The sequence below is a fragment of the Aeribacillus composti genome, assembly GCF_031760945.1.
Taxonomy (GTDB): Bacteria; Bacillota; Bacilli; order Bacillales; family Aeribacillaceae; genus Aeribacillus; species Aeribacillus composti.
Map to the genome: position 1 here is coordinate 3,527,867 of NZ_CP134501.1, position 24,347 is coordinate 3,552,213.

17 protein-coding genes are annotated in these 24,347 nt (G+C 38.6%); 7 read left to right on the forward strand and 10 right to left on the reverse strand.

Features of this window, described 5'->3' with window-relative positions; all coding sequences use genetic code 11:
- Positions 1–325: 325 nt before the first annotated feature.
- From RI196_RS17080 to RI196_RS17100, 5 genes are read right to left on the reverse strand one after another with little or no spacing between them, the layout of a single operon-like run.
- Complete coding sequence (locus tag RI196_RS17080) at positions 326–1,459, reverse strand: hypothetical protein (protein WP_311066602.1); 1,134 nt, start codon at positions 1,457–1,459, stop codon at positions 326–328.
- An 11-nt stretch (positions 1,460–1,470) separates the two neighbouring features.
- Positions 1,471–2,724, reverse strand: coding sequence for a hypothetical protein (locus RI196_RS17085; protein WP_311066603.1), 1,254 nt, complete (start codon positions 2,722–2,724; stop codon positions 1,471–1,473).
- Entirely contained in the window at positions 2,724–3,593 is an 870-nt protein-coding gene (locus RI196_RS17090; RefSeq protein WP_311066604.1) for an ABC transporter ATP-binding protein, read from the reverse strand. The genes RI196_RS17085 and RI196_RS17090 overlap by 1 nt, the downstream gene beginning before the upstream one ends.
- Positions 3,594–3,595: 2 nt before the next feature.
- A complete protein-coding gene (locus tag RI196_RS17095; protein WP_311066605.1) occupies positions 3,596–4,354 on the reverse strand; it encodes a hypothetical protein in 759 nt (252 codons plus the stop codon).
- On the reverse strand, positions 4,344–4,895 hold the full coding sequence (locus RI196_RS17100) for an RNA polymerase sigma factor (protein ID WP_311066606.1): 552 nt from the start codon (positions 4,893–4,895) through the stop codon (positions 4,344–4,346). The genes RI196_RS17095 and RI196_RS17100 overlap by 11 nt, the downstream gene beginning before the upstream one ends.
- A 511-nt stretch (positions 4,896–5,406) precedes the next feature.
- Between RI196_RS17100 and nagA the strand changes: the two genes are divergently transcribed.
- On the forward strand, positions 5,407–6,591 hold the full coding sequence (nagA, locus tag RI196_RS17105; protein WP_311066607.1) for an N-acetylglucosamine-6-phosphate deacetylase: 1,185 nt from the start codon (positions 5,407–5,409) through the stop codon (positions 6,589–6,591).
- A 763-nt stretch (positions 6,592–7,354) separates the two neighbouring features.
- Here nagA and RI196_RS17110 read toward each other — a convergent pair.
- Together RI196_RS17110 and RI196_RS17115 are read right to left on the reverse strand one after the other, a co-directional pair.
- Positions 7,355–8,467 carry a hypothetical protein gene (locus tag RI196_RS17110; RefSeq protein ID WP_311066608.1) on the reverse strand — a complete coding sequence of 371 codons (1,113 nt, stop codon included), beginning with the start codon at positions 8,465–8,467 and terminating at the stop codon, positions 7,355–7,357.
- 534 nt (positions 8,468–9,001) lie between these two features.
- A complete protein-coding gene (locus tag RI196_RS17115) occupies positions 9,002–9,931 on the reverse strand; it encodes an Rpn family recombination-promoting nuclease/putative transposase (protein WP_311066609.1) in 930 nt (309 codons plus the stop codon).
- A gap of 1,768 nt (positions 9,932–11,699) precedes the next feature.
- On the opposite strand from RI196_RS17115, the gene RI196_RS17120 reads away from it, so the two are divergent.
- Positions 11,700–11,864 carry a hypothetical protein gene (locus tag RI196_RS17120; RefSeq protein ID WP_311066610.1) on the forward strand — a complete coding sequence of 55 codons (165 nt, stop codon included), beginning with the start codon at positions 11,700–11,702 and terminating at the stop codon, positions 11,862–11,864.
- Positions 11,865–11,895: 31 nt separating this feature from the next.
- Here the strand turns inward: RI196_RS17120 and RI196_RS17125 are convergent, their stop codons facing one another.
- The 3 genes from RI196_RS17125 to RI196_RS17135 form a co-directional block, all read right to left on the reverse strand.
- Positions 11,896–13,293: an NAD-dependent succinate-semialdehyde dehydrogenase gene (locus RI196_RS17125; protein ID WP_311066611.1), complete on the reverse strand. Its 1,398-nt coding sequence runs from the start codon at positions 13,291–13,293 to the stop codon at positions 11,896–11,898.
- A gap of 105 nt (positions 13,294–13,398) precedes the next feature.
- Complete coding sequence (gene gabT, locus RI196_RS17130) at positions 13,399–14,700, reverse strand: 4-aminobutyrate--2-oxoglutarate transaminase (RefSeq protein WP_066248811.1); 1,302 nt, start codon at positions 14,698–14,700, stop codon at positions 13,399–13,401.
- A gap of 225 nt (positions 14,701–14,925) precedes the next feature.
- Entirely contained in the window at positions 14,926–16,308 is a 1,383-nt protein-coding gene (locus RI196_RS17135; RefSeq protein ID WP_311066612.1) for an APC family permease, read from the reverse strand.
- 342 nt (positions 16,309–16,650) lie between these two features.
- Between RI196_RS17135 and gabR the strand changes: the two genes are divergently transcribed.
- The 5 genes from gabR to pdxA all read left to right on the forward strand — a co-directional run bounded on the left by gabR (position 16,651) and on the right by pdxA (position 24,057).
- Positions 16,651–18,066 (forward strand): MocR-like transcriptional regulator GabR, encoded by a 1,416-nt coding sequence (gene gabR, locus RI196_RS17140; protein WP_445958367.1) that lies wholly within the window; start codon positions 16,651–16,653, stop codon positions 18,064–18,066.
- A 712-nt stretch (positions 18,067–18,778) separates the two neighbouring features.
- A complete protein-coding gene (locus tag RI196_RS17145; protein WP_117017417.1) occupies positions 18,779–20,572 on the forward strand; it encodes a sigma-54-dependent Fis family transcriptional regulator in 1,794 nt (597 codons plus the stop codon).
- A 160-nt stretch (positions 20,573–20,732) separates the two neighbouring features.
- Positions 20,733–21,716 carry a 2-keto-3-deoxygluconate permease gene (locus RI196_RS17150; RefSeq protein WP_117017418.1) on the forward strand — a complete coding sequence of 328 codons (984 nt, stop codon included), beginning with the start codon at positions 20,733–20,735 and terminating at the stop codon, positions 21,714–21,716.
- A gap of 56 nt (positions 21,717–21,772) precedes the next feature.
- Positions 21,773–23,065 (forward strand): four-carbon acid sugar kinase family protein, encoded by a 1,293-nt coding sequence (locus RI196_RS17155; protein WP_311066614.1) that lies wholly within the window; start codon positions 21,773–21,775, stop codon positions 23,063–23,065.
- Entirely contained in the window at positions 23,062–24,057 is a 996-nt protein-coding gene (pdxA, locus tag RI196_RS17160; protein ID WP_311066615.1) for a 4-hydroxythreonine-4-phosphate dehydrogenase PdxA, read from the forward strand. Before RI196_RS17155 ends, pdxA begins: the two co-directional genes overlap by 4 nt.
- The last annotated feature ends 290 nt before the right edge of the window (positions 24,058–24,347 follow it).

Genomic DNA, 24,347 nt, shown 5'->3' on the forward strand with positions numbered 1-24,347 from the left:
GAATAGCCGATACTAAAATTGTTTCAATGAGATTGATTGTCTTAAAGTTTCGAGCCTCTCTCGATCAATCAAATTTCAAAATGGTAGGGATTTATAGAAATCAGTCAAAAAATAGGCAGATAAAAATCAGAAGGTATAGCGGCATGATGTTTCTGATTGCTTGCCGAAGCTCTAAAAAATGAATGTAAATCGTATCAGACTGTCTGTTATTTTATCGAGGCTGGAGGAAGGAAAATCAGAAGAAGGAAGCAACCCCGTGAATTCCTGCTTCATCGATCTCCAGCCCGCTATCAGCAAGATCGTGCTTTGTCCGCTATCGCTTGGTTTATATAAGATCAACAAGCTTTTCCTGCTTCATTCTGTAAATGATGAATATCGTACTGATCGCGATCAATACAAGAAAGGTGCCGATTGTAAGCATAAGCGGATGAAGAATCGCAAACAGTTCGCCAACAAGGTATTTTAAAGTACAATAGCTTAGCAGCACAACGATCGGGACAAGCGAGCCGATCAATGTGATGTAGTTTTGTGCGATCCGTGAGAAAAATACTGAAAAGAGCGCCGCAACAATGGCAACAATATAAATAGCAATCACCGTTGTGATGATATAGCCTTCAAATGTAAAGTCAAACCAAAAATAGTAAAAATTATAGAACGAATTGATGGAAAGCGGAAAAAAAGCTTGCGTAACATTCCCAAGATAGAAAAACCAAAAAATGACGATCTGCACAGTTGTGATCAATGCTGTGGCTGCTAAAGCAGCAAGAAGTTTTGCAGAAAACAAATTCCGACCGGTTTTCGTCGTGTATTGCAGACTGATCGCATTGTTTAGTCTGTCTGTAATATGAACGCGGCATGTTACCATGACAACGCTTATAATAATCAAAACCGCCCAAAAGCGGATGAGTTCATTGTAATTTTCATAGACAAGATATGGAAAAACAGAATTGACATCATTGTTTGCCATGATTTGTTTTACACGTTCTTGCTGATCTTCATCGGTATAAGATTCAATATCCCTCCCTTTCGATTCATATTGTTCAATGATATTTTCGAATGCTTGCAGCTCCCAAAAAACATCTGCTTGATCAACAAACACGACTTTTTCATGAAAATCTGCATACTGTTTATTTGTTAAATCCAATTGTCGAAACTGTTCATATGTTGTAATGCCTAGTTTTTCCGCATCTTGTTGTGATTTTAAATAGGCATTGGCCTCGTCTTTTTTTTGCTTATACCAGTTTTTAAAATGTTGAAACTCTTTTTCGTCCATTTCATGCCCATATTTATTGATCATTTCTTTCGTAATCATAAACTCATCTTTTGCAGGCCGTCCATTAGGGAAATTTTCAAAATAAAAGCTTAAAAACAGCTTGTAAAACAGAAAACTGATGAACAAAATAAGCAGCAGCACTTTCCAATTGAACAATTTTCTTAGTTCGTATAAAAAAACTCTCAATATTCTTCCCCCTAATTTAATGGTTGCCGTTTAAATTTGTACATGCTGAAGAATCCTAATAGAACAAATATGACCGCCCACGCTGCTATCGTTACAGCTTCAAAATATGGAAACATCGTAAAAATGTTGTTTCCCATAAACCATACATGCGGATTCATAATTAAATAAAAAGGATTCACATGCATGATCAAGATAAAGTTACTATTCAGTGAAACAACGCTTGGAAGCCATAAACTAACACCAGCGAACAAAGCAAATGTAAAGAAAACAAGATAGCTGTTTTTCAGCCATATAGATAAGCTGAAGGTGAGCAGCAGGTACAGCAGCTGGCTTAATAGTAAACAGCCGACAAATAAACAAACATACTGCAAGAATGATAGATTCCACCACGATATGTAAGGAAAAGGCGTTTCGCTATTAAAATAGCTGCTAATCGGCACAAACAGAAGATTAGAATAATCATAGACAGAAAAGTAAATGATCAATGTCGCTGCGATTAACAACATAACAGCACACACATTAGCGATTACACTTGCAGCAAGCTTGTCCCATAGCAAATTTCTCCCGCGTTTGCTCGTAAATGCAACAAAGGATGTACGGTTCTCAAATTCATAATTAGTTAGCAATGCTGTGATTAAAACGACGAGGATCATTCCTTCAAAAGCGATCGCCCGGCCAAGCTTTTTAAATAGCAAGGAATGCATTTCATAGACTGATCCTAAATAAAAGAAATGGCGATGTTCACCGTTTTTCACTAGCTGCTTCAGCCGCTTTTCTAAAAGATTGGCTTGGTTCAGCACCGTTTCTTCTGCCTCCCCGCTTAATCCGTATTTCTTGATTTGTTGCCGGGCAAACTCTGTCGCATCCAGCTCGCTGTAAATATCATCGACGCTTTTAGCGGTTTCATAATATTGAGTGAACAAGTTGAGATTGAATAGCCTGTTTAATTCACGATCCGTAAGATGTTGGTACAGAAACGCTTCATGGCCTTTTATAAACTCATATGGAAACTGATACTGCTTCTCGCTTTTTGGATTCAGCTCATTCACCCATACCATTTCATGATCGATTTCTTTTTTCATACCTGCCAATGCTTCATCATCGATTTTCGTCCCGTATTGCTCAACTATGTTTTGTAAAACAGGTAAATTTTCCCGTTCATTTTTATGGTCGAAAATAATCAAACCATTCAACGTCACAAAAAATAATAGTAAAATGATAAAGATCGGCGACTTGACAACTTTTATTAATTCGTATTTGATCATTATGCCAGCGCTCCTTCTCCATATACATGAAGAAATACGTCCTCTAATGTCGGCTCAACACTTTCCCAATTTTCATTTGGCTGTTCGTCGCTAACAAACCGAAAGATCATCTGGCCATTTTCTTGCTTTTCCGAAATTGTTGCAAATCGCTTCCGAAAGATTTCCGCATCCTGAAAATCAGCTGTGGTCTCATAAATGCGGCCGGACAATAATTGACATAATTCACGTATCGGCTTTTTATATAAAATCGTTTTATCTTTAATCATAATGATTTCATTGGCAATCGATTCGACATCAGACACAATATGCGTTGATAAAATAATGATCCGATCGTTTGCTAATTGGGTTAAAAGCTTGCGGAAACGGGCGCGTTCGGTCGGATCAAGACCTGCTGTGGGCTCATCAAGAATCAAAATTTTTGGATCGTTCAGCAATGCCTGGGCGATGCCGACCCGCTGAATCATCCCGCCGGAAAACTTCCTCATTTTTTTATGCATGACATCTTCAAGTCCAACGAGCTTTAAAAGCTTCGGTATTTTTTCTTTTGCTTCATGCTTTGAAATCCCTTTTAATGCTGAAAGGTAAAGCAAATATTTTGCAGGGCTGTAATGCTTGTAATATCCGAATTGCTGCGGCAAATAACCGAGGAGCTCGCGATATTTGCTGCCGAGATGGATGATATTTTCCCCGTTGTAACGAATTTCTCCTTTTGTCGGAAAGATGAGTGTGACAAGCATTTTCATCAATGTTGTCTTTCCAGCGCCATTTGGGGCTAATAGTCCGTAAATTCCGTTTTCAAACTGTAAATGAACATTTTCAAGAGCAATAAAATTGCCGTAATATTTGGAAACATGGTCGACAATTAACATCTTTACAAAACTCCTTTTATATTGGTTTTGACGAAAAACAGCTTAAGCTGATGAACATATATATACATCGCAGCCATCACGATGATGATGTAAATAAAATACGGAACGTTTAACAAAAAGGCTTGATAAACATAGCTGTTCATGTAAGAAAGAAACAAGTTTGCGGTAATCCAGCTGATAAATAAAGCAATTTTCCCACTTTTTGTCGGTACATAAAGCAATACATACAAAAAAGCAGCAGCAAAAAGAAATAAAGATGCAACAGATAATAAAAAGGCAAAAGGAAAATGAATGGAAAACTCTGTTGCTAGCCAGAAAATGATGACTCCATTGGCGAGCATAGCGAAAATGCTGAACATGAACATACGGAATGCTGCTAATTGATACACATTGTATTTACAAGTCATTTCCACCTCAAACGCCGGCTTTTGCTTTTGGCAAATAAAAAAGAAGAAAACAATAACAAAATAAACAACAGGTGAAAAACAAAAGATCAATGTATATACATCCAAGGCTGTCCATGAAAAATATTCTGCGGTTGAAAGAACAAACATAGCGAAAACAGCGATAGTTAAAACAATCGTAAAAGCGATTTCCGTCAGATCACGAAAGACGTTGCGGAAACCGACTTCGCGATACATAGTGAACATATATTGCCAAAAGGAAGGCTTTTTGTTCATGCCTTTTGCAATAATCTTCTGAATTTCTTGTTTGATCTCCTTATCGCTAGGAAAAGGAATTTTTTCGTTATCAATGGCCATGGACATCCTCCTTTAACTGCTCATTGATTTTTCGCAATGTAGAATAATATTTCGTTTTTACGGTTGATTCTTTTATCTGGAGCTTTGCGGCAATCTCGGCAAATGTTTGGCCTGCAAAAATTTTCATTTGCACAATTCGTCGATTCTCATGATCAAATTGTTCAAGCAGGTTTAAAACCTGTTTTACCTCGTCCTTTTGTTCGATTGTAAAAAGCACGTCATCACTTTCCCGCTGATCTGTTAACAAATTGACTGTTTTTTTCTGCTGTTTATATTCTTTCGAGCGATAGTAATCGATGATTCTCGCCTTTGCGATTTTATACAGCCATGTCCGGAACGCCGCTTTCCCCTCATAATGGTGAATGCCGCGCAGCATGCTGATGAAAATCTCCTGCGTCAAATCTTTCGCTAATTCTTGATCAAACGTTTGTTTAAATACGAACGCATAAATCTCTTTGTAATAATAAGAGATCAGCTTATTTGCCGCTTTTTCACTTGCCCGCTTCTGTATTGCTTTTATCCATTTCTTCTCTTGATCCATCGTGAAGCTTCACTTCCAATCCCAAAGCTCAAAACTTCTATCACTACCTATATATTCGCAAATAATAAATAAAAAGTTTTGCGAAAATCAAAAAAATTACTAAGCCGCTTTATCCAACCGCTAGCCTCTCGATTGTTCGGAGCTTCGCAGGCGACGCTTAACGACTATCCTTACTGATTGGATCGGTCTGCTTTATGCACACTAGCGAAAAAAACGTTTCTTTCAGAACGGAAGCTTACATTACGAATAAGCGATTGTGATATAATGTGTATTTCGGAATGCAGATGAACGATATGTTTGCTTCAAAATACTAAAACGACTGCGGTTTAATGGAAAAGCTGCTAAAAAGAATTATTGAAATCTTCTTTATCTGGAGCAGTAGTTTTATATTTTTTTAATTTTCCGGACAGACCCAATATATGTGCTTAAAAATCCCATAAAAGTCATTTAACATTTTGTTCCACATACATACAATTTAAATAGAGATTGTTACTAGAAAAAGGAGATCTTTATGAACAAGATTTTGTTATCGAATATGACGGTATATGCTGAAGAACGAGTTTTCAAAAATGGATATGTATTAATAGAAAATGGGAAAATTCTTGACGTTGGTCCTCAAGAAAAGCTGACTGTTACAGACGAACAGGTTGAAAAAATTGAAAGCAAAAACAATTATGCAGTCATTCCTGGTTTTATCGATTTGCATATTCATGGAGCAGCAGGCGCTGATACGATGGATGCAACCGATGAGGCAATTCGTAAAATGGCAGCGGCACTCCCCCGGGAAGGAACGACGAGTTTTTTAGCAACAACGATGACAAGCTCTGAACAGCGGATTGAAGAAGCTCTGATCAATGTAAGAAAGTACATGGAAACAGCGAATGAACCCGGATATGCAGAAGTGTTAGGAGTCCACTTGGAAGGTCCGTTTATTTCCCCTAAAAGAGCAGGGGCGCAGCACTCAGAAAATATTCTCGAACCGAACTTGCAGTTATTTAAAAAATGGCAGCATATGTCCAGCGGAGCGATAAAGCTTGTGACATTGGCGCCTGAAAGAAAAGGTGGAATAGAATTAACCGATTATTTAAAACAAACAGGAGTTGTCGCCTCCATCGGGCATTCAGATGCTTCTTATGCTGAAGCTGCTAAAAGCATACAAGCTGGCATTACCCATGCAACCCATTTATTTAATGGAATGAGCGGAGTGCACCATCGCAAGCCGGGAGCTGCTCTAGCAGTGCTCATGCATGATGAGGTGTTGTGCGAAATTATCGCAGATGGCATTCATGTGTGTCCGGAAATGGTGAAATTTGCTTATCAAAACAAAGGAAATGACGGGCTTATTTTAATCACGGATGCAATGAGAGCGAAATGTCTCGGTAAAGGAATCTATGAACTTGGAGGCCAAGAAGTCCAAGTGAATGAAGATCGGGCAGTTTTGCGGGATGGGACGCTGGCAGGAAGTATTTTGAAGCTGAACGATGCAGCCAAAAACATGATGGCTTACACCGGATGTACGCTTCAAGACATTATTCAAATGGCAGCCGTTAACCCTGCTAAACAAATAAACGTTTATGATCGCAAAGGAAGCATCGCAAAAGGAAAAGATGCTGACTTAGTTGTTTTAAATGACCGCCTTGAAGTAGTAATGACATTTTGCCGCGGAAAACTTGCCTATTCACAACAAGAAATGTGACGAAGATATTGCTGCCAGCGAAAGATTACGGTGATACGAGCATGAAAGCAGCACAAATGATTAGGTAAACAAAAACTGAATTTTGCTAAAATGATCCGTTTTTAAAACAGCTTCCTTTTCCATCGTTTCAATAGTTTGATTTAAAGCATCTTGATCTAAACATATCATAAGCTCTGAACCCCTTGTTTCAGCAATAATCAGTCAGTCTGGATTATTCCGTAATGACGCTTTGATCTATTTTTCATAGGATTATCTTGTTTTCCCTTGATTTTCGGTTAGAGTTCTCCAAACTGATTATATTTTACTGGATACAATTCTTTTACACGACTATCATAGTGTAAATGTCAAAATAAGAATGCACAATTTTGATTGTAAAGTGATGTACAAAAATGATTTTATGGATAATTATGTTATTAAGTGGTGGATAGTAATAACTTGACATGGAGCCTCTACGGGCATGACTTACGAGCCAAGAAGCCAGCAATATCAATAGCTGGCTCCGCCTAACAAGGCTATCATGCCCGCCTCTCCATGTAAAGTTGCCCTAAGGCAATGAGAGAAACTATATAGCTTTAAACAATCATGTTTGTACATAGTTAAATTAGCATTTCCATCATAGTGTTTTCGACTTTTTTAGCCATAAAAAATCCCCTCCTAGGTGTCATATCAAATAGCCTCTTTTTTTTACTGTCTACCTGTAGGGGATAATACCATTTCTGATTGAAAAAACACTTCCCTCTGTTTATTTAAAAATATTTATTTTTTACTTTTTGAAGAGATTCAAAATGTATTGTATAATCTTGTTGATGATTTCCTTTGTAGATGGGTGGAAGTAGTATAAACCTGCAATTGTTGCACCTGCAATTGTTGTCGCACCTGCTACAATAGGAAGAACTTTACCTGCATTGTTCTTTTCTTCTTTCTTTTCGCTGTTTTGTTTTTCATCATCTTTTTTGTCCTCTACTACATTTTCTCCTTCATCATCATTTTCATCATTTTCTGCTTTTTGTGTTTCATTTTCCTTTTTGTACCCTAGTTCTTTTGCTTGATCTTCCGTTATTTCCACATAAACCCCATCAACAAATGCAAACAATTTTCCATCTTTTTCAACGACTTTTGCGCCTTTTGCTTTAAGATCTTCTGTCGTCCATGATGTTACTTCCTTTTCATCTGGGATCTTTTTATCTCCTTCTACTTTGTTCATTGCTACGTTAGAAGAAGTTTTGGATTCATGACTGTCATTTTTTGGTGCTGGACTTGCTTGATTTTGCCTTGGCGCTTGACTTTGACTTGTTGCTTGATTTTGATTTGTTGCTCGATTTGGCTTTTGTGTTTGATTTTGCTTTGGTGTTTGATTTGACTTTTGAGTTTGATTTTGACTTGTTGCTTGATTTGGCTTTTGTGTTGGCTTTGGATTTTGCGCTGGTTTTGGATTTGCTGGCTTTGGTGTTTGGCTTGGCTTTGACGGTTTTTCCACTTCCGGTTTTGGTTCCGGTTTTGGCTCCGGTTTTGGTTGTGTTGGCTTTGGTGCTGGTTCCACTGGGTTTTTTTTTACCACTGTTTTGACCGTCAATTCGTAATTTTCATAGTCACTAACAAATGGCGGCAAGAAAAATGTAATTTTTTGACCATTTACAACTTCTCCAGTGTAAGACCCATCTACTACGAACTGACCACTTACATAGTAGCCATAAATGAATCCTTTACAAAGTCCTGTTGCTTGTGCTTTGTTGTTGTAAGTATTGTCTGTCGTAATCGTAATGGAACATTTTCCTGTACCTTTCTTTTCTCCTGCACTTGCAATACTTGGTGATGATGAAAACAAACCGAAAATAAGTCCAGTCGCAACAGTAAATGAAAAAAGTTTTTTCAACATTTTACTTTCCTCCTGTTCGTTTTTGGCTGTGCACGAACAACCTGTTTATTTTTTAGATCGACTGGTTGCAAATGGATTTTTAGCCATCCTATCCATAAACTTGACATTTCCAACATTTTTTCCCTAGCAACCTTTCAGGAAAAAATGCCATTATTCAGTTGTTTCATCATCACACACTCAATTTTTAATTCCTTTTCACAACACGTATTAATTCATCAGTAGGATTCTTTCGTTTAGCAACAACTCTGCCTTTTCTATTTTTTACTGTTCTTATTTCGTAATATATATTTTGTAGCCTTTCTAATTTTCCAGTGGCTACACCTCCAATTCCTTGAGAATCGATTCATGACCTCTTGTTTCCGGGCATCCACCGCCTGTTTAACGATTCGTTCGAGCAGATATTCCGATTTCCTAGTTCCGAGTGCTACATTTATTTTTCGATGGTGCAACAAAGCCTTATTAGGCGGCAGGTTTTCTAACATTCCACTACTTCTTCGGATGAATGCCAAACGGATTCGACAAATGACAGGCAATCTATTTCAACCACTTTCGCACTTCCTCTTCCGCAAGTCCAGTGAGATCGGCAATATCTTTCGCTACCATTCCTTTCGCCGACATATGCCGGATCATATTCTTCCGTTCTTCCTCCCGACCTTGCTTTAGCCCTTGTTTCAACCCTTTTTCCAACCCTTCCTCCATCCCAGCACGCCGCTCGCCAAGAAGATTGGACAATTGATCCCGCAGCCATTTCAGTCGCATTTCATACGCGTAGCGATTTTCCGAACTGACGCTTAGCTTCTCCCACTCTTCCAATGCTTCGCGAATTTCTTGCTCGTTCATCGCCAACACCTCCAGTTCCTTGAGAATCGTCTCATCGATCTCTTGTTTCCGGGCATCCACCGCTGACAGCATCATCAACCAGGGCCACTCCGAAGATCGCTTCACATCACGTCTATATTTCTTCCATTTTACCATAAATTGTGATAAATCAATGGCGTGAAATTCAAGATGCGCGCTCCAAAGAAATTGTTCTTCATCTTCGCGGATATGAAAGATGGTGTGAAACCGATCGGTTTCATGCGGAAAGAGCGGGTAGTTGAGAATTGCAATCATAATGGTGGGAGGAAGTTCGCTGTACCCTTGACCTTTGAAGAGCGACTGGGAAAAGAGCCTCGCCCAGTAATACAAAATCCGCTCCGGCATATCGTGCTGGTCAATGATTTGAATTTCCACGTTAATCCGCTGGCCTCGGTCGGTCCACACGAGCACATCAAGCCGGTTCATTTTCCCTTCTTCGAACTCTTTTGCCAGCTCTGTGTTTTCAAACTGCACATCGATGATACGATCATGGCCTGTCCGATGCAAAACCGCATTCAAAAAAGCGGTTGTAAGCTGCTTTCGACTCGGATGGCCGAACAATTGTTTAAACATAAAGTCCAGTTTTAAATCAAGGTATTCCTTCATAACGGGAATCATCCTTTCGAGGAGAATTTGGAGGGGAGTAGAGGTTTATCTAAAGAAAAACCGAAGTTATTTACAGATTTTTCAGATAAAAAAAGCGCATCGCCTTCCAAAAACGTACTGTTTGACAATCTCAACCAGCAGCCGTTCTAATGAAAACTTTGCCACCATATATATTCAGAACATATGTTCTGATAATGTTATTGTAATACACTTTATCTTATCTTTCAATCACCAATGATTCGACAAAATTCGAACCGAGCCAAAACCATACAAAAGGTAAGCCCTTTTAGTCAGTAAGTTCTTCTTCCCTTGAAAATAGATCCTAATTATTTTCTAGATGAGTAATCCTTCCTTATTTTTCAAATGGAGGCGGAAATAAAGGCGTTATTTTATTTGACTCGATCGAAATAGCAGACAGGATCTGAGAAAAGACAAGCATGATCCGTGCCTTTCATGCGAAGAAGCATTAGACGAGTTTCATCATATTCCGCATTCCTTTGACTGCATGTACTTATTGAAAGGGAGAGTGTATGAATGGGTACGAAGACTTGCGGCAAATCAAAACACGTATTCAGGCTGTAACAAATATTCTTCTTCATGAATTCATCAGGAAAACTCTTGCATTCTATGAAAATAAATCTCGTGACTCAAAAAACTGTTTTCTGCAAGAAAAAAATACAGAGTGTTGCAGTATATCTATATCAAAATTATGTATAAATATACATATATGCGATCTATCCACAAGGGCTTGGCGTGGATCCTCTGTAGCCATGATTCTTTAGTCAAGCGTCAGCTTCAATAATTTTGGCAAAACCAAAAAAGGTTATGATGGCTCTCCCTCCATGTATAGCCACTTTGCATATCACTGCATAAGAATTTTGCGATTCTCTGCACTTTTATTTTGGAAAAAAACAGAAACCCTAATGAACTGGAAGCTGTACTATGAAGTGCCCAGTTATCAAGGATACTAAACTTAGGTTGTGGAAATCCAAATATTGATACCTGAACCATTTGAAATTTAGAGAAATTAAGAACAAAAATAAAAAATTTTAACTTCTAATCAAGTTTTTTATTTGAACATTTTACATTTTTTTGTTCTAAGAGCCATAAGACTTTCAAAAGAAAAAAGGACTTCACCCCTCATTTGTAGAATTCTTGATGTGACCAAAACACAATAATTCGCTAGGGGGAAGTCACTTTGTACATTCTACAAGAAAGTCTATTTTCCTTTTTGAAGAACTGTAAATTTTAGATTCTAAAGAAAATTTGCCAAATCTTTTTTAGTACTCTTGATTTACGTCCCTTTGCTAAGCAATTGAAAAGTTCTTCAGCCCAAGGGGGCTGAAGGTCATTCTAGGGAAAGGAATTTTAAGAGCTCTTATTGCTGCTCCATTAGAAGGTTTTGATACGTTTACAGCCCTTCGTAACCGACTGGATTAAGACATTCGTTCCGTTATCAATGTGGTTTAAATATCGGTCGACCTGCATCATCTATCTCTACTTTTAGTACAGTATTTTCCATGAACACACTCAAAAAAATCTAGCAGAAAAAATCTTTTATGATCTTGTCCAGATAGGCCAAGCTGAAGGCGTGATCAATGGAGGGCATCAGGCTATCGATAGTGCCGCCATTAACGCCTATGAAAAGAACAAGCCTAAAAACAAACAGGCAATGCAAATTGGGGAGCAAAGTTTGATTCTTTTAGCAATAAAATCACTTGGTTTGGCCATAAAGTGCATCTTTCTGTAGATACGTGAATTACCGATTGTGATCGAAGTAACTCCAACTCATGTAAACGATGGAGAAGTCGACCCAACATTGATCGGAAATGTGACAGATTGTACAAATTTCCAAATCGAATTTCTGATCATGGATGGTGGATATAACCAACTTTATGAAAAACCGATTAGTTTCTATCAAATTGAAAATTAACAGCTGTTAAAAGCTCCCTGCAAAAAGTCCTTTATTTATAAATATCCCCGATTGACAAATATTTCGTTTCCAAATACGGTTCAATGCCTTCCACTCCACCTTCACGGCCGATTCCGCTTTCTTTCATTCCTCCAAAAGGAGCGTGGGCAGCAGATGGAGAACCGTCATTCCAGCCGATAATTCCGAAATCTAAATGCTCATGCAGATAGATGCCTGTTCTATAGTCATTTGTAAAAAAGTAAGCGGCCAGACCATAAGGCGTGCTGTTTGCAATATTAACAGCTTCTTCTAATTCCTGAAACGTTGTGATTGGCAAAATGGGTCCAAATGTTTCCTCTTGCATAATCTTCATGTTCTCATTGACATTTTTGAGAACCGTCGGATAAACAAAGAAATAGCCTTTTTCCCTATTTGCATTGTATTTATTGCCGCATAGAACTTCAGCACCTTTACTGATTGCATCATTGACCTGCGAGACAATCTTATGAAAGCCTTTTTCATTAATAACTGGCCCAATTTGAGTGCCTTTTTCCAAACCATTTCCAACTTTTAATTTTTTAACTTCATTTGTTAATTTTTCAGCAAATTCCTCTACAATGCTTTCATGCACTAGAACTCTGTTTGCACAAATACATGTTTGACCGGCATTTCTGAACTTGGAAGCTATCGTTTGTTCTACCGCCAAGTCAATATCAGCATCATGTGCAACAATGACCGGTGCGTGGCCGCCTAATTCCATTGAAACATGTTTAACCGTACTGGCACTGTCTCTGATCAATAATTTTCCTACAGGGGTCGAGCCGGTAAACGTAATTTTTCTGACATATTTGCTTTCCGTAAATATTTTTCCTACCTCACTGCCATAGCCATTCACACATTGAATTACATCCGCTGGTATTCCGGCTTCATGAGCGAGCTCAATCAATTTCATCGTGGTTAACGGGGTATCTTCTGCTGGTTTCACAACGAATGTACATCCAGCTGCCAATGCCGGTGCAGCTTTTCTTGTCATCATTGCGGCTGGAAAATTCCAAGGAGTAATGGCTGCAACCAATCCTACCGGTTGGCGGCTGACAATGATACGTTTGGATTCCGTATTTGCAGGAATTGTTCGTCCATAAAGCCGCTTCGCCTCTTCTGCATACCAATCAATGTAACTAGTTGCATAGTCAACTTCACCCAATGATTCGTGCAAAGGTTTACCGCTTTCCATTGTCATGATCTTTGCAAGATCATCTTTATGTTCTTGGATTTTTTTAGACCAAAGCTTTAATAGTCTCGATCGTTCATGTGCATTTATTTTGGACCACTTTCGGAAACTTTCATGCCCTCTCCGCAATGCAAGATTAATCTCTTCTTCTGTATCTGCCTTTACTTCCTGGATCAACTCACCTGTTGCAGGATTCGTGACTTTAATCGTCGCTGCCATCAAGGTTTACCTCCCTCTGGGTTTTTCTTTGCCGGGATATAATAATATATAACGCCACTGGTTAATGGATTCCCGGCAATTTTATCCTCAGTTTCTTCACCCAGTTCATTGAGCAAAAGCTTTTTCCAATATGGATAACCCTTTATTTAATTCCTCGTCAGTAATAACCAACGGAGCTAAAAAGCGTATAATATTTCCATCAATACCAGCTGAAAGCAATAAAAGACCATGTTCATTCGCATATTTCAGAATTTGATTCGTTTTCTCTTTATTCGGTCGTTTGTTCTGACGGTTATCTACGATCTCCACCGCTACCATAGCACCTAAGCGGCGAATTTCCCCCACAAACTCATGTTTCGCTTGTAATTCCAGCAGTTTTTTCTCAATCTTTTGTCCCAGTATTTCTGATTTTGTGAGCAAATCCTCTTCTTCGATGATATCAATGACTGCCAGTGCGGCGGCACAAGCTACAGGATTCCCAGCATACGTTCCACCCAGTTCACCCGGATCGGCAGCATTTAAAATTTCCGCCTTGCCTACTACACCGCTTAAAGGCAACCCGGCAGCCAATGACTTGGAAACAGTAATCAAATCCGGGACAACATCAAAATGTTCAATTGCAAATAATTTGCCTGTACGGCCAAAACCAGTTTGAATTTCATCTGCCACAAAAACAATACCGTGATCATCACAGAAGTCCCTGACAAATTTGACAAATTTCTTCGGTGGGATAATAAAACCGCCTTCCCCTTGAACAGGTTCCATTACGATACAAGCAACCGTTTCAGGTGCCACAGTAGCAGCGAAAAACCTCTTGAATTCTTCAATCGTCCAATCAATATATTGTTCATCTGTCATATGATCCGGTTTTCGGTACAAGTATGGATAAGGAGCTTGATACACTTCTGAAGCAAAAGGACCGAATCCGAATTTATATGGTTTGACTTTGCTCGTCATGCTCAACGTCAGATTCGTTCTTCCATGAAACCCTCTGACAAATGAAACGACCGCTTGTCTGCCTGTAAATTTACGGGACACTTTAACTGCATTTTCGACTGCTTCAGCCCCCGAATTAAAAAGAATTGCTTGTTTATCAAAGTTGCCTGGAGTAATCTTGCATAATTTTTCCGCCAGCTTAATGTATCCTTCGTACATGATCACATTAAAACCAGGATGCAAAAATTTATCAACCTGTTCTTTTACCGCAGCCGTTACTTTGGGATGACTATGCCCTACATTTAAAGTTCCGATTGCCCCTGCAAAATCTATCCATTCATTCTGGTCAATGTCTACGATGGTAGCCCCTTTTGCATGATGCGCAATACTTAAATTTCCATTGCTCACCCCTTTAGGAACATACTTTTTCCGTTTAGCCTGCAAGTCTTCCATCGTTGTCGATGATGCCATTTTTTCATTGCCTCCTCAAAATCAATATATATACGAATTATGTCAATTTTCTGTTATAGTGAAAAGCACCAGTTTTCTGATTTTTCAGGTACCAGTTAAAACGTTAAACACTCTTTATAAAGCTAGGGACATGGTAAAAACTTAAAATGCACACTGTTCTCATTTACCTTCCAATTCACTTTCTATATAAATTAGAAATCCTTTAAAGGGGATTCTCGTCAAAGGCTAAGTCGACGAGACATCTTTAAATTTTTTCACAGAGTCTTTTCTAGAACCAAACAGATACAAGATTGTTCCGATTCCATACCACCCAAACACAATTAACCATTCCATAGGCCAAACAAGCGCAGATGGCATTCCAGGTAAATAAAAAGTAATAAATATAATACTTAAAATTATGGCAATGACTCCAGTTAATTTCCAATTTGGTATCTTATATGGACGTTCTAATTCAGGTTCTGTTTTTCTAAGTTTCATAAATGAGATGGAAACAAGCATATAACCGATGACAATTCCAATGCCACCAGCATTTACAAACCAGTTTAAAGCTGAATGCCCTAAAAATGGTGCAAAAAAACCAAGTAATCCTAAAAAGATAATGCCATGTGTCGGTGTCTTATATTTTGGATGAATGTAAGCAAACCATTTTGGAATCATCCCTCTCTCCGCCATGGCAAATAAAATTCGACTTCCACCAATAATGAATGCATTCCAACTTGTCACGATTCCGGCAACCCCACCAATCACAAGAATTGTTCCAAACACTGGACTTCTAAATAGATTCGTCATTGCATCAGCAGTTGCAAGTCGGGTAACCTCGAGTTGAGACGGTGTTAATCCAACTGATACCCCATATGCAATTAAAATGTAGAAAACAATGGCCAGTATAATAGAAAAAATAAGTATCCTACCTATTACTTTTGGTGGTGCTTTTACTTCTGAAGCGATTTGCGGAATAACATCGAACCCTACAAATAGGAATGGAATCATGATAAGAACGGTCATCACTCCCCCCACTCCTTCTCCAAGAATTGAATTCGTATGCACCGAACCTCCATTTGCAAATGCTCCAAAAACTAAAACTAAGCCTATTAAAATAACAGCAATAGTTAAAATATTTTGAAAAATAGCAGCCGGTTTAATTCCAAAATAATTCATCGATGTCAACAACAGCGAACCAAAGGATCCAATCAAAACCCAAGTTAAATAAATATCCCATCCTCCGAGATTCCATAAAAAGAGTTGGTGATCAACAGGAATTATATAATCAATGACGGTAGGTAATGCAACTGCCTCAAAGGTAATAACTGATACATATCCAAACAAGACACTCCATGCAGCAATATATCCCAACCTATCATTAAAGGCTCGCTGGACGAACACTAATCCACCGCCAGTTTCAGGTATTGCAGCTGCTAACTCTGCATAGGTCAGACCAATAAAAGTAACAAGCAGCCCACCTAACAAAAAGGCAATTGCCGTTCCTAGAAAACCTGCTTTACTTATCCAATCACCAGAAAGAACAACCCATCCCCATCCAAGCATTGCTCCAACAGAAAGAAATAGAACATCGGCTCTTGACATTGATTTTGAAAATTTATTACTCATTACTCTCACTCCCTTTTAAATTTATTAAGAAAGTATTATTATAAAACATTGTAGAAAACAAAAGCTTTGTTCCGTCACATACGAATACATAATTAGAAAATGCACATTTCTATAACCATCTCCACAGCTTTTGCAATTAATAACGGAAATCGCATAGACTAAAAACAATTCTAAGGAAAAATAAAAGCCTGAATCCCCTTACATTTTTATCTTCTTTTTATGTTACTATTTCTAACATCATTTATCCTGATAATTTACACTGATAATAAATAATATTACGATAAATACATTAAAAGAAAAGTACCAGTTTTCTGATTTTTCAGGTACCAGAGGGAGAGATAGATCATGATATTTTTTCAAATAGATAAAAAGGATAAGTCAAATCATATCTATCAACAAATTTATAAATCGTTAAAAGAAGCGATTTTAGAGAGAAAGATTCCTACCAATGAGAAATTGCCTTCCAAAAGAAAATTAGCAGAAAAATTAGGAGTGAGCATTAATTCGGTTTCAAATGCGTACGAGCAGCTCCTGGCTGAAGGATATATTTACGCAATTGAAAGAAAAGGCTACTATGTGGAAAATATTACACAGTTCAACAATCAAAAAGAGGCTAAAATGAACTTTCCAGATGATTTAAAAGAAGAATTCTCCAAGAAAGATGAGGGATGGCTTTCCTTATCACATATGACGGCTGACATCTCCATGTTCCCGTTTAAAGAATGGATGAAGTGTGAAAAAATAGCAATAAAAAATCACAAAAACGAACTTTCGGACATTTCTCATCCTCAAGGTCCTTACCTTGTGAGAAAAACCATCTCGCGTATGATTGCGCTTACACGCGGCGTTAAATGCGAACCAGAACAAGTGATTATCGGCCCCGGGACACAGCCCTTGATACGTCAAGTGTTGGGCATGCAGAGGGAAAATATAAAAGCTGCAATTGAGAACCCTGGGTATTCTCGCATCTACCAATTATTAAAAGATATGAATTTTGAAGTTTTTCCAATCGATCTTGATAAAAAAGGAATAGACATCAAGAAAGTGGAAGCTTTGAATCCACATTTCCTTTTTATCACCCCGTCACACCAATTCCCGACCGGAATCATTATGCCTATTTCAAGAAGAATTGAACTTTTGAATTGGGCCTCGGCTTCTGAAGGAAGGTATATTGTAGAAGACGATTACGATAGCGAATTTAAATACGGAACGGACAATATTCCGTCGCTGCAAAGCCTAGATCGGAATCAACGCGTGATTTATGCAGGAACATTCTCCAAAACGATCATGCCAAGTTTCCGAATCAGTTATCTCGTTTTGCCTCCCGATTTATTAAGAGAGTACAAAAGACATTTTTCATATTGGATACAGGGAAGCAATACACTGAATTTATTTACGCTTCACTATTTTATTGAAAGCGGCGAGTACGCAAAACACGTCAAGCGCATGAACAATCACTATGAGATGAAAAGAGAAAATCTGATTAAGGAATTGAAATGGAAATTTCGAAATGGCATTAAGATTAAAAATGTGCCGGCAGGACTTCATTTCATTGCGGAATTCAAAACGGATAAAGGGTATAAAGAAATTGAAGAAAGAGCAAAAAAAGAAAAACTTGAAATATACTCCATGAAGAGATTCAATTTACTAGGCAATATCGAAGAAGGGAAAAAAATTATTTTGATTATCGGATTTGCCAATATAAAAAATGAAGACATACCAGTTGCCGTAGATAGATTGTACCGTGTTATTTATTAACTTTACATCGGACGAATAGCCGCTTTAGGAACAATGCCATAATGTTTTAAAATGATTCATCTTGGTTAAGAATGCTCAATTTCTATTTTCCGCTGTGACCTTTTCCCTTTCACTTATAATATCTGTCCGTAGTTAAAAGAGAACTATCAGCTTTTATACGCACAACCCATTTAAGAGCAAAAGAAATTTTATTTAAAATTTTTCGATCTGGCATGACTCATGGGGAAGGTTCTTAAAAGCCTTTTTCCCACTAGTCATGCTAGAAAGCGAAGTACACAACCGAAAAAACTACCTCTTCTTTTAATTCTCTTTTACCTCAATCTCTTATCTTGTCAAATCCTCAATAAATTCACTAACGAAATATTTTCTATTTGCTTTCCTTTATCCTCTCCCGAAAATATCTCCTTACATCTACAACGGTTATGATTCACTCATAAGCCGGCTAAGTCGGCTAATTGCCATAGATCTACATCACGAAACATTTTTATATCCCTATTTCTTGCTAGCTGTACAAAATTCTGTGCAAAGACGCCGTTCACCACTGTCAGCCTTTCCAAAATATTCATCAACATTTACAAAAATGGAACCATCATTCCGGATCGGGAGAGATAGAGGACAAAAGCTAAAATAACAATAAGGAAACTTACCTCAAAGTGAAACTAGGCTATAATGAATGGTAGCAGAAACAAATGAGATGGGTGGATTGATAAACATGAAAATAAAAACATTATTGATTGCTCCCTACCCCGGTTTAAAAGAATTAGCCTTAACTCTCGGTAAAGAACAACAATCCCTGGACATTACAGTTGTACAAGGAGATTTACAAGAGGCTATACCCATTGCGAAACAATATGAAAAAGAAGGTTATGATCTCATTATCAGTCGCGGCGGCACCGCTCAGTTGCTGCGCCAGCATATCTCATTGCCAGTTATTGAAATAAAAGTCTCAGGCTATGACTTATTACGTATATTGACATTGGTTAAAGACCATAACGCACATCTTCACATTATTGGATTCCTAAACATATGCCAAGGTTTTGTTTCTGTATCCAATCTTTTAGATGTTAAAATTCCTTATACCATTATCCATGACCAAGAAGAGGTAGAGGAGGCAGTCCAACAAGCTAAAGCCAACGGCGCCCAAGCGATTATCGGAGACACGATTACTTGCAAGACTGCGGAAGCGAACGGGCTTCAGAGCATACTGATTACTTCAGGCAGAGAGTCCATAATCGAAGCGTTTGAACAAGCAAAACAAACTTATCAAATTATTAAAAACACTGCCAAACAAACAAAGGTATATCAACAACTGCTGCAAAAAACAAAAGAACCTTTAGTTGTTTATGACGAAAATGGCATGATACAATTTACTAGTTCTTCTTTTCAAAAAATATTTCCAGCACTCAAAAATGATTCGGATAAATCTACTATTTATTCGTATTTTCCATTTCTCAACAATGCATGCACACAATTATGCAAAAAAATTGAACCAATAGAAATATTGTACACTTTCGTTACAGATGATGAACATATGCAGTTTCGGCAAGGGTATCTTAAAATAGATAACTCCGAAAACCACCAGTATTACCTGCGGTTTTCAGCCGAAGAGAAGGAAGACCAACAAGATTATGGCCTATCCGTTGCTGCCATACAACCAATCATGACTTCCTTTTCACAGATTCTCGGGAATAGCCAATTGATGAAAGCTGTTATTAAGCAAGGGAAAAAGGCTGCTGCACATAATAAGCCAGTTGCATTATACGGAGAAAAAGGAACTGGAAAAAAAACACTAGCAGGAATCATTCATTGTGAAAGCGAGGCGAAAGATAGTTTTCTGTTGCTCATCCGAGTCTTAGAAGATCATCGCGAGATAGCAGACTATCTCAAGCTTATCTTAGTACATTTGGACATAGGGACATGTGTTTTCGAAGGCGTTGAACGTTTGCGGTTGGAACACCAAAATCATCTAGCGCACCTGATCCACCAGACAAAAGCACGCATTATTTTTTTATTTCATGATAACCCGATTGATTTGTTGCAGCAAAAAAAATTATCGGTTCAAATTTTTAAACAATTTAAACAAAACCAAATTCGATTGCCGTCTCTGAAAGAACACGCGGAAGATTTAAACGAATATGTTCGAAAATTTATTGCGCAATATAACGTCAAATATGGAAAGCAAATCGTAGGCGTGCAGGAAGAAGCGCTAAAATGGCTGTACAGCCGTACTTGGAAAAATAATTTACAAGAATTAAGCAGTGTGATTGAACAAGCCGTCCAGTTTACGAATAATGAGTATATTAATAAAGAAGATTTAAACAACATTTGGAAAAATACAGATGAACACGCTCAACTAGGTTGTTCCGTGATTGATCTCAATAAACCGCTAGCTGAGATTGAAAAGGATATTATCTGGAAAGTGTTACAAGAAGAAGAAATGAATCAGACAAGAGCAGCCAAAAGATTGGGGATCAATCGAAGTACGTTATGGAGAAAGCTGAAATAATGTTGCATAATGCAACATTATTTCAGCTTTATTATTTTTATGTAAAAATATTGTTGATAAATAAAACATACCCTAATAAAATTAAATTGAAAGCGGTTTATTATTATATTATTTATAAAATTGTTTCATTTTAAAACAACAACAAAGGAGAGGAGAAAGAATGAAAATTAAGGCAACATTAGACCGCATTCCTGGTGGAATGATGGTCGTGCCATTGCTGTTGGCCGCGACGATCAATACGTTCGCACCGAATCTGCTTCGAATCGGCAACTTTACAGAAGCGCTATTCGTCAACAGCGCAAGTGCTTTAATCGCTCTATTTTTACTTTGCGCAGGAGCACAAATTAATGTAAGAAGCGCAGGCATTGCGCTTGGTAAAGGGTTTACATTACTGTTCGTCAAGTGGGCGGTAGGGGCACTTGTAGGATTAATCGCCTATATAGCAGCTGGTCCAAGTGGTTTATTTTTAGGTTTAACACCACTGGCTATTATTGCGGCAATGACCAACAGTAACGGCGGTCTTTATATGGCGATTGTCGGTCAGTATGGGAAAGAAGATGACAAAGCGGCCTATTCTCTATTAGCATTAAATGATGGACCATTCTTAACAATGGTAGCGTTATCTATTTTCGGCGCAATGGGGTTTGTCGATGGAATGTTTTCCATTGTCTCCTTTATCTCCGTTTTACTTCCAATTGCAATCGGCATGATACTTGGAAACTTAGACAATGAAATGAGAGAATTTTTAGCAAAAGGCAGCGATATGTTAATACCATTTTTTGCGTTCGCCTTAGGAATGGGGATCGACTTTGGGGCCATCATCAAAGGGGGATTAAGTGGCGTATTGTTGGGCGTAGCTACAGTATTGTTAACAGGAACTGCCGGATACTTAATCTTTAAAGCATTCGGCTGGAATCCACTTGTCGGTGCTGCTGAAGGCTCTACCGCAGGAAACGCTGTAGCTACTCCTGCTGCGATCGCGGCAGCGAATGCTTCTTTCGCAAGCGTAGCTGATTTAGCGACAGTCCAAGTAGCGGCAAGTACGGTCACGACAGCGATTTTACTACCAATTTACATCGCGTTTTTGGCGAAACGATTGGAAAAGAAAAATAAATTGCAGCAATACTACCAATTACCAAACTAACCCATAAAGCCCATGTCTATGACTTGGGCTCCTCCATTTAAGGAAGGAGATGCACCATGAAGATCGCAATCATCGCAGATGATTTAACAGGAGCCAACGACAGCGGCGTTCAGCTTGCTCATTACGGTTTAAAAACATCCGTACTATTTCAACTGCATTCGAGCCAACTAGACGAAAACGATGCGGTTGTCATTGATACTGATAGCCGCTCTTTATCTAAGAAAGAAGCCTATGAGAAAGTAAAGGTCGTATCGGAAAAACTAAAAGATTGTTTCCCGATTATCTACAAAAAAATCGATTCCACCCTTAGAGGAAATATCGGAGCGGAAATCGATGCTGTTTACGATGCAATAAAGCCGACATTTATGATTATTGCGCCAGGTTATCCCAAAAACGGAAGAACCACTTATAAAGGATATCATTTTTTACACGATACATTGCTACATGAGACAGAAATATCAAGAGACCCTAAATGTCCAGTTAAAGAGTCGTATATTCCCAGTTTAATTGCCAAACAGACAAAGCGTCCTATAGGATTAATTGACTATCAAACACTTCGTCTCGGATTTGATAAAGTAAAAGAGAGACTAAACGATTATCGTGCGAATCATATTCCTTACATTGTCTTTGACTCTTTAACTGAAGAAGATTTGTGTTGTATCGCACAATACGTTTGCCACATTAACGAAAAAGTCGTATGGGTCGGGTCGGCAGGTCTGGCTAATTACCTTCCCGAGGTTTATCAGCTTCAAAAAGCAAAAAGAACGATCAAGATTGATCAAAATCGACAGCCCATCCTGCTAGTAGTTGGTAGCGTCAGCCAAGTATCCCGCAAACAGTTAGATCTTGCCCTTTCTTTAACGAATGTCAAAGGTGTACAGCTTGATTCCATAAGATTGGTTAGTGATGACCAAATTCGCTGCGATGAAATGAAAAAAGCCATTCACCAGGCAGAGGATTGGGTCAAACAGGGTTATCATGTCGCACTATATTCTTCTGCTTCACCCAATGAAATAAAACAGGTACAGGAAATAGGAAAATCGAAAGGATTAAGCACAATAGAAATAAGCAATTTCATTGTTCAAAAATTAGGCGAAGTTGCCTCCACATTGATCAACAAGGGCTATTTTAGAGGGATGATATTAACAGGCGGGGATACTGCAAAACATGTATGCGAGAAAATCGGAGCTTCGGGTTTTGAATTGCTGGATGAAGTGGAAACAGGAGTGCCAATAGCGAAATTAATTCATGACTCAGGAATGCATGTAGTGACAAAGGCGGGAGCCTTTGGTTCGGAAAATACATTTATTCAAGCAATTCACCAATTACAAGGAGTAGATGTCAAATGAAACCTATCATCGGAATAACGATGGGAGATGCTGCCGGTATTGGACCGGAGATTATCGTAAAAGCCCTACAAAACCGATCCATTTATGAGCAATGCAATCCTTTAGTGATAGGAGATGCAAAAATATTAGAACGGGCAGCTAGAATTACCAATTCCAAACTGACCATTCACCCTATTTCATCTGTAAAGGAAGCAACTTACCAATACAGTACAATTGATTGCATTGATTTAAATTTGCTTCCTGCCAATTTGTCTTTTGGACAAGTATCAGCAGCTGCAGGAGATGCCGCATTCCAATTTTTAAAACGTGCCATCGAATTAGCTAAAAACGGATATATACAGGCCATTTGTACAGCTCCTTTAAATAAAGAAGCCCTGCACAAAGGCGGACATCTATACCCGGGACATACAGAAATTTTGGCCGATTTAACGGGCACTCAAGATTATGCGATGATGTTATCCTCTCCAAAACTTAAAGTCATTCATATTACTACCCATGTCGGGTTAATTAAAGCGATAGAAATGATTAATCCCGATCGGACCTACAAAGTCATTAAACTGGCTCATGAAACGTTGACAAGAGCTGGAAAAGAAAACCCAAGCATCGCCGTGTGCGGCATCAACCCTCACGCTGGAGAAAACGGACTGTTTGGCAATGGAGAGGAAGAGGAAAAACTCATTCCCGGCATCCGAAAAGCACAAGTGGAAGGAATCAATGCAACCGGACCATATCCGGCAGATACATTATTTTACCGTGCGGTGCGCGGAGATTTTGATATTGTTGTCGCTTGCTACCATGACCAAGGGCACGCCCCTATTAAAGTGCTGGGGCTGGAAGCCGGAGTAAACATCACCGTCGGCCTCAAAGGCGGTATCATCCGCACATCTGTCGACCATGGAACAGCCTTTGATATCGCAGGAAAAAATCTGGCGGACGAACGCAGCATGCTCGAAGCCATTCGCGCCGCTGTCGAACTGGCTCCGAAAGTTTAAACACCAACCTTTTTGCTTTATTTATCTGTTTTTGGCAATTAAAAAATGTATGAATGACAAAATACGAATATTCCATTCCCTGTATAAAATTTTAGGTCTATATCGCTTGACACGGAGCTTCTGCGGACATGTTTCCTAGCGAAAGGAGCGAGCGCCAATCCTTGCTTCGCAAGGCATCAAGCCTAACATGTCCGCCACTCCATGTAAAATTTCTATTCGGATCATTTATGCTAAATAAGCAGTATGCTCAGATATGGTTGTTCATCTACTTGACCTTAATTTTTTGTCCG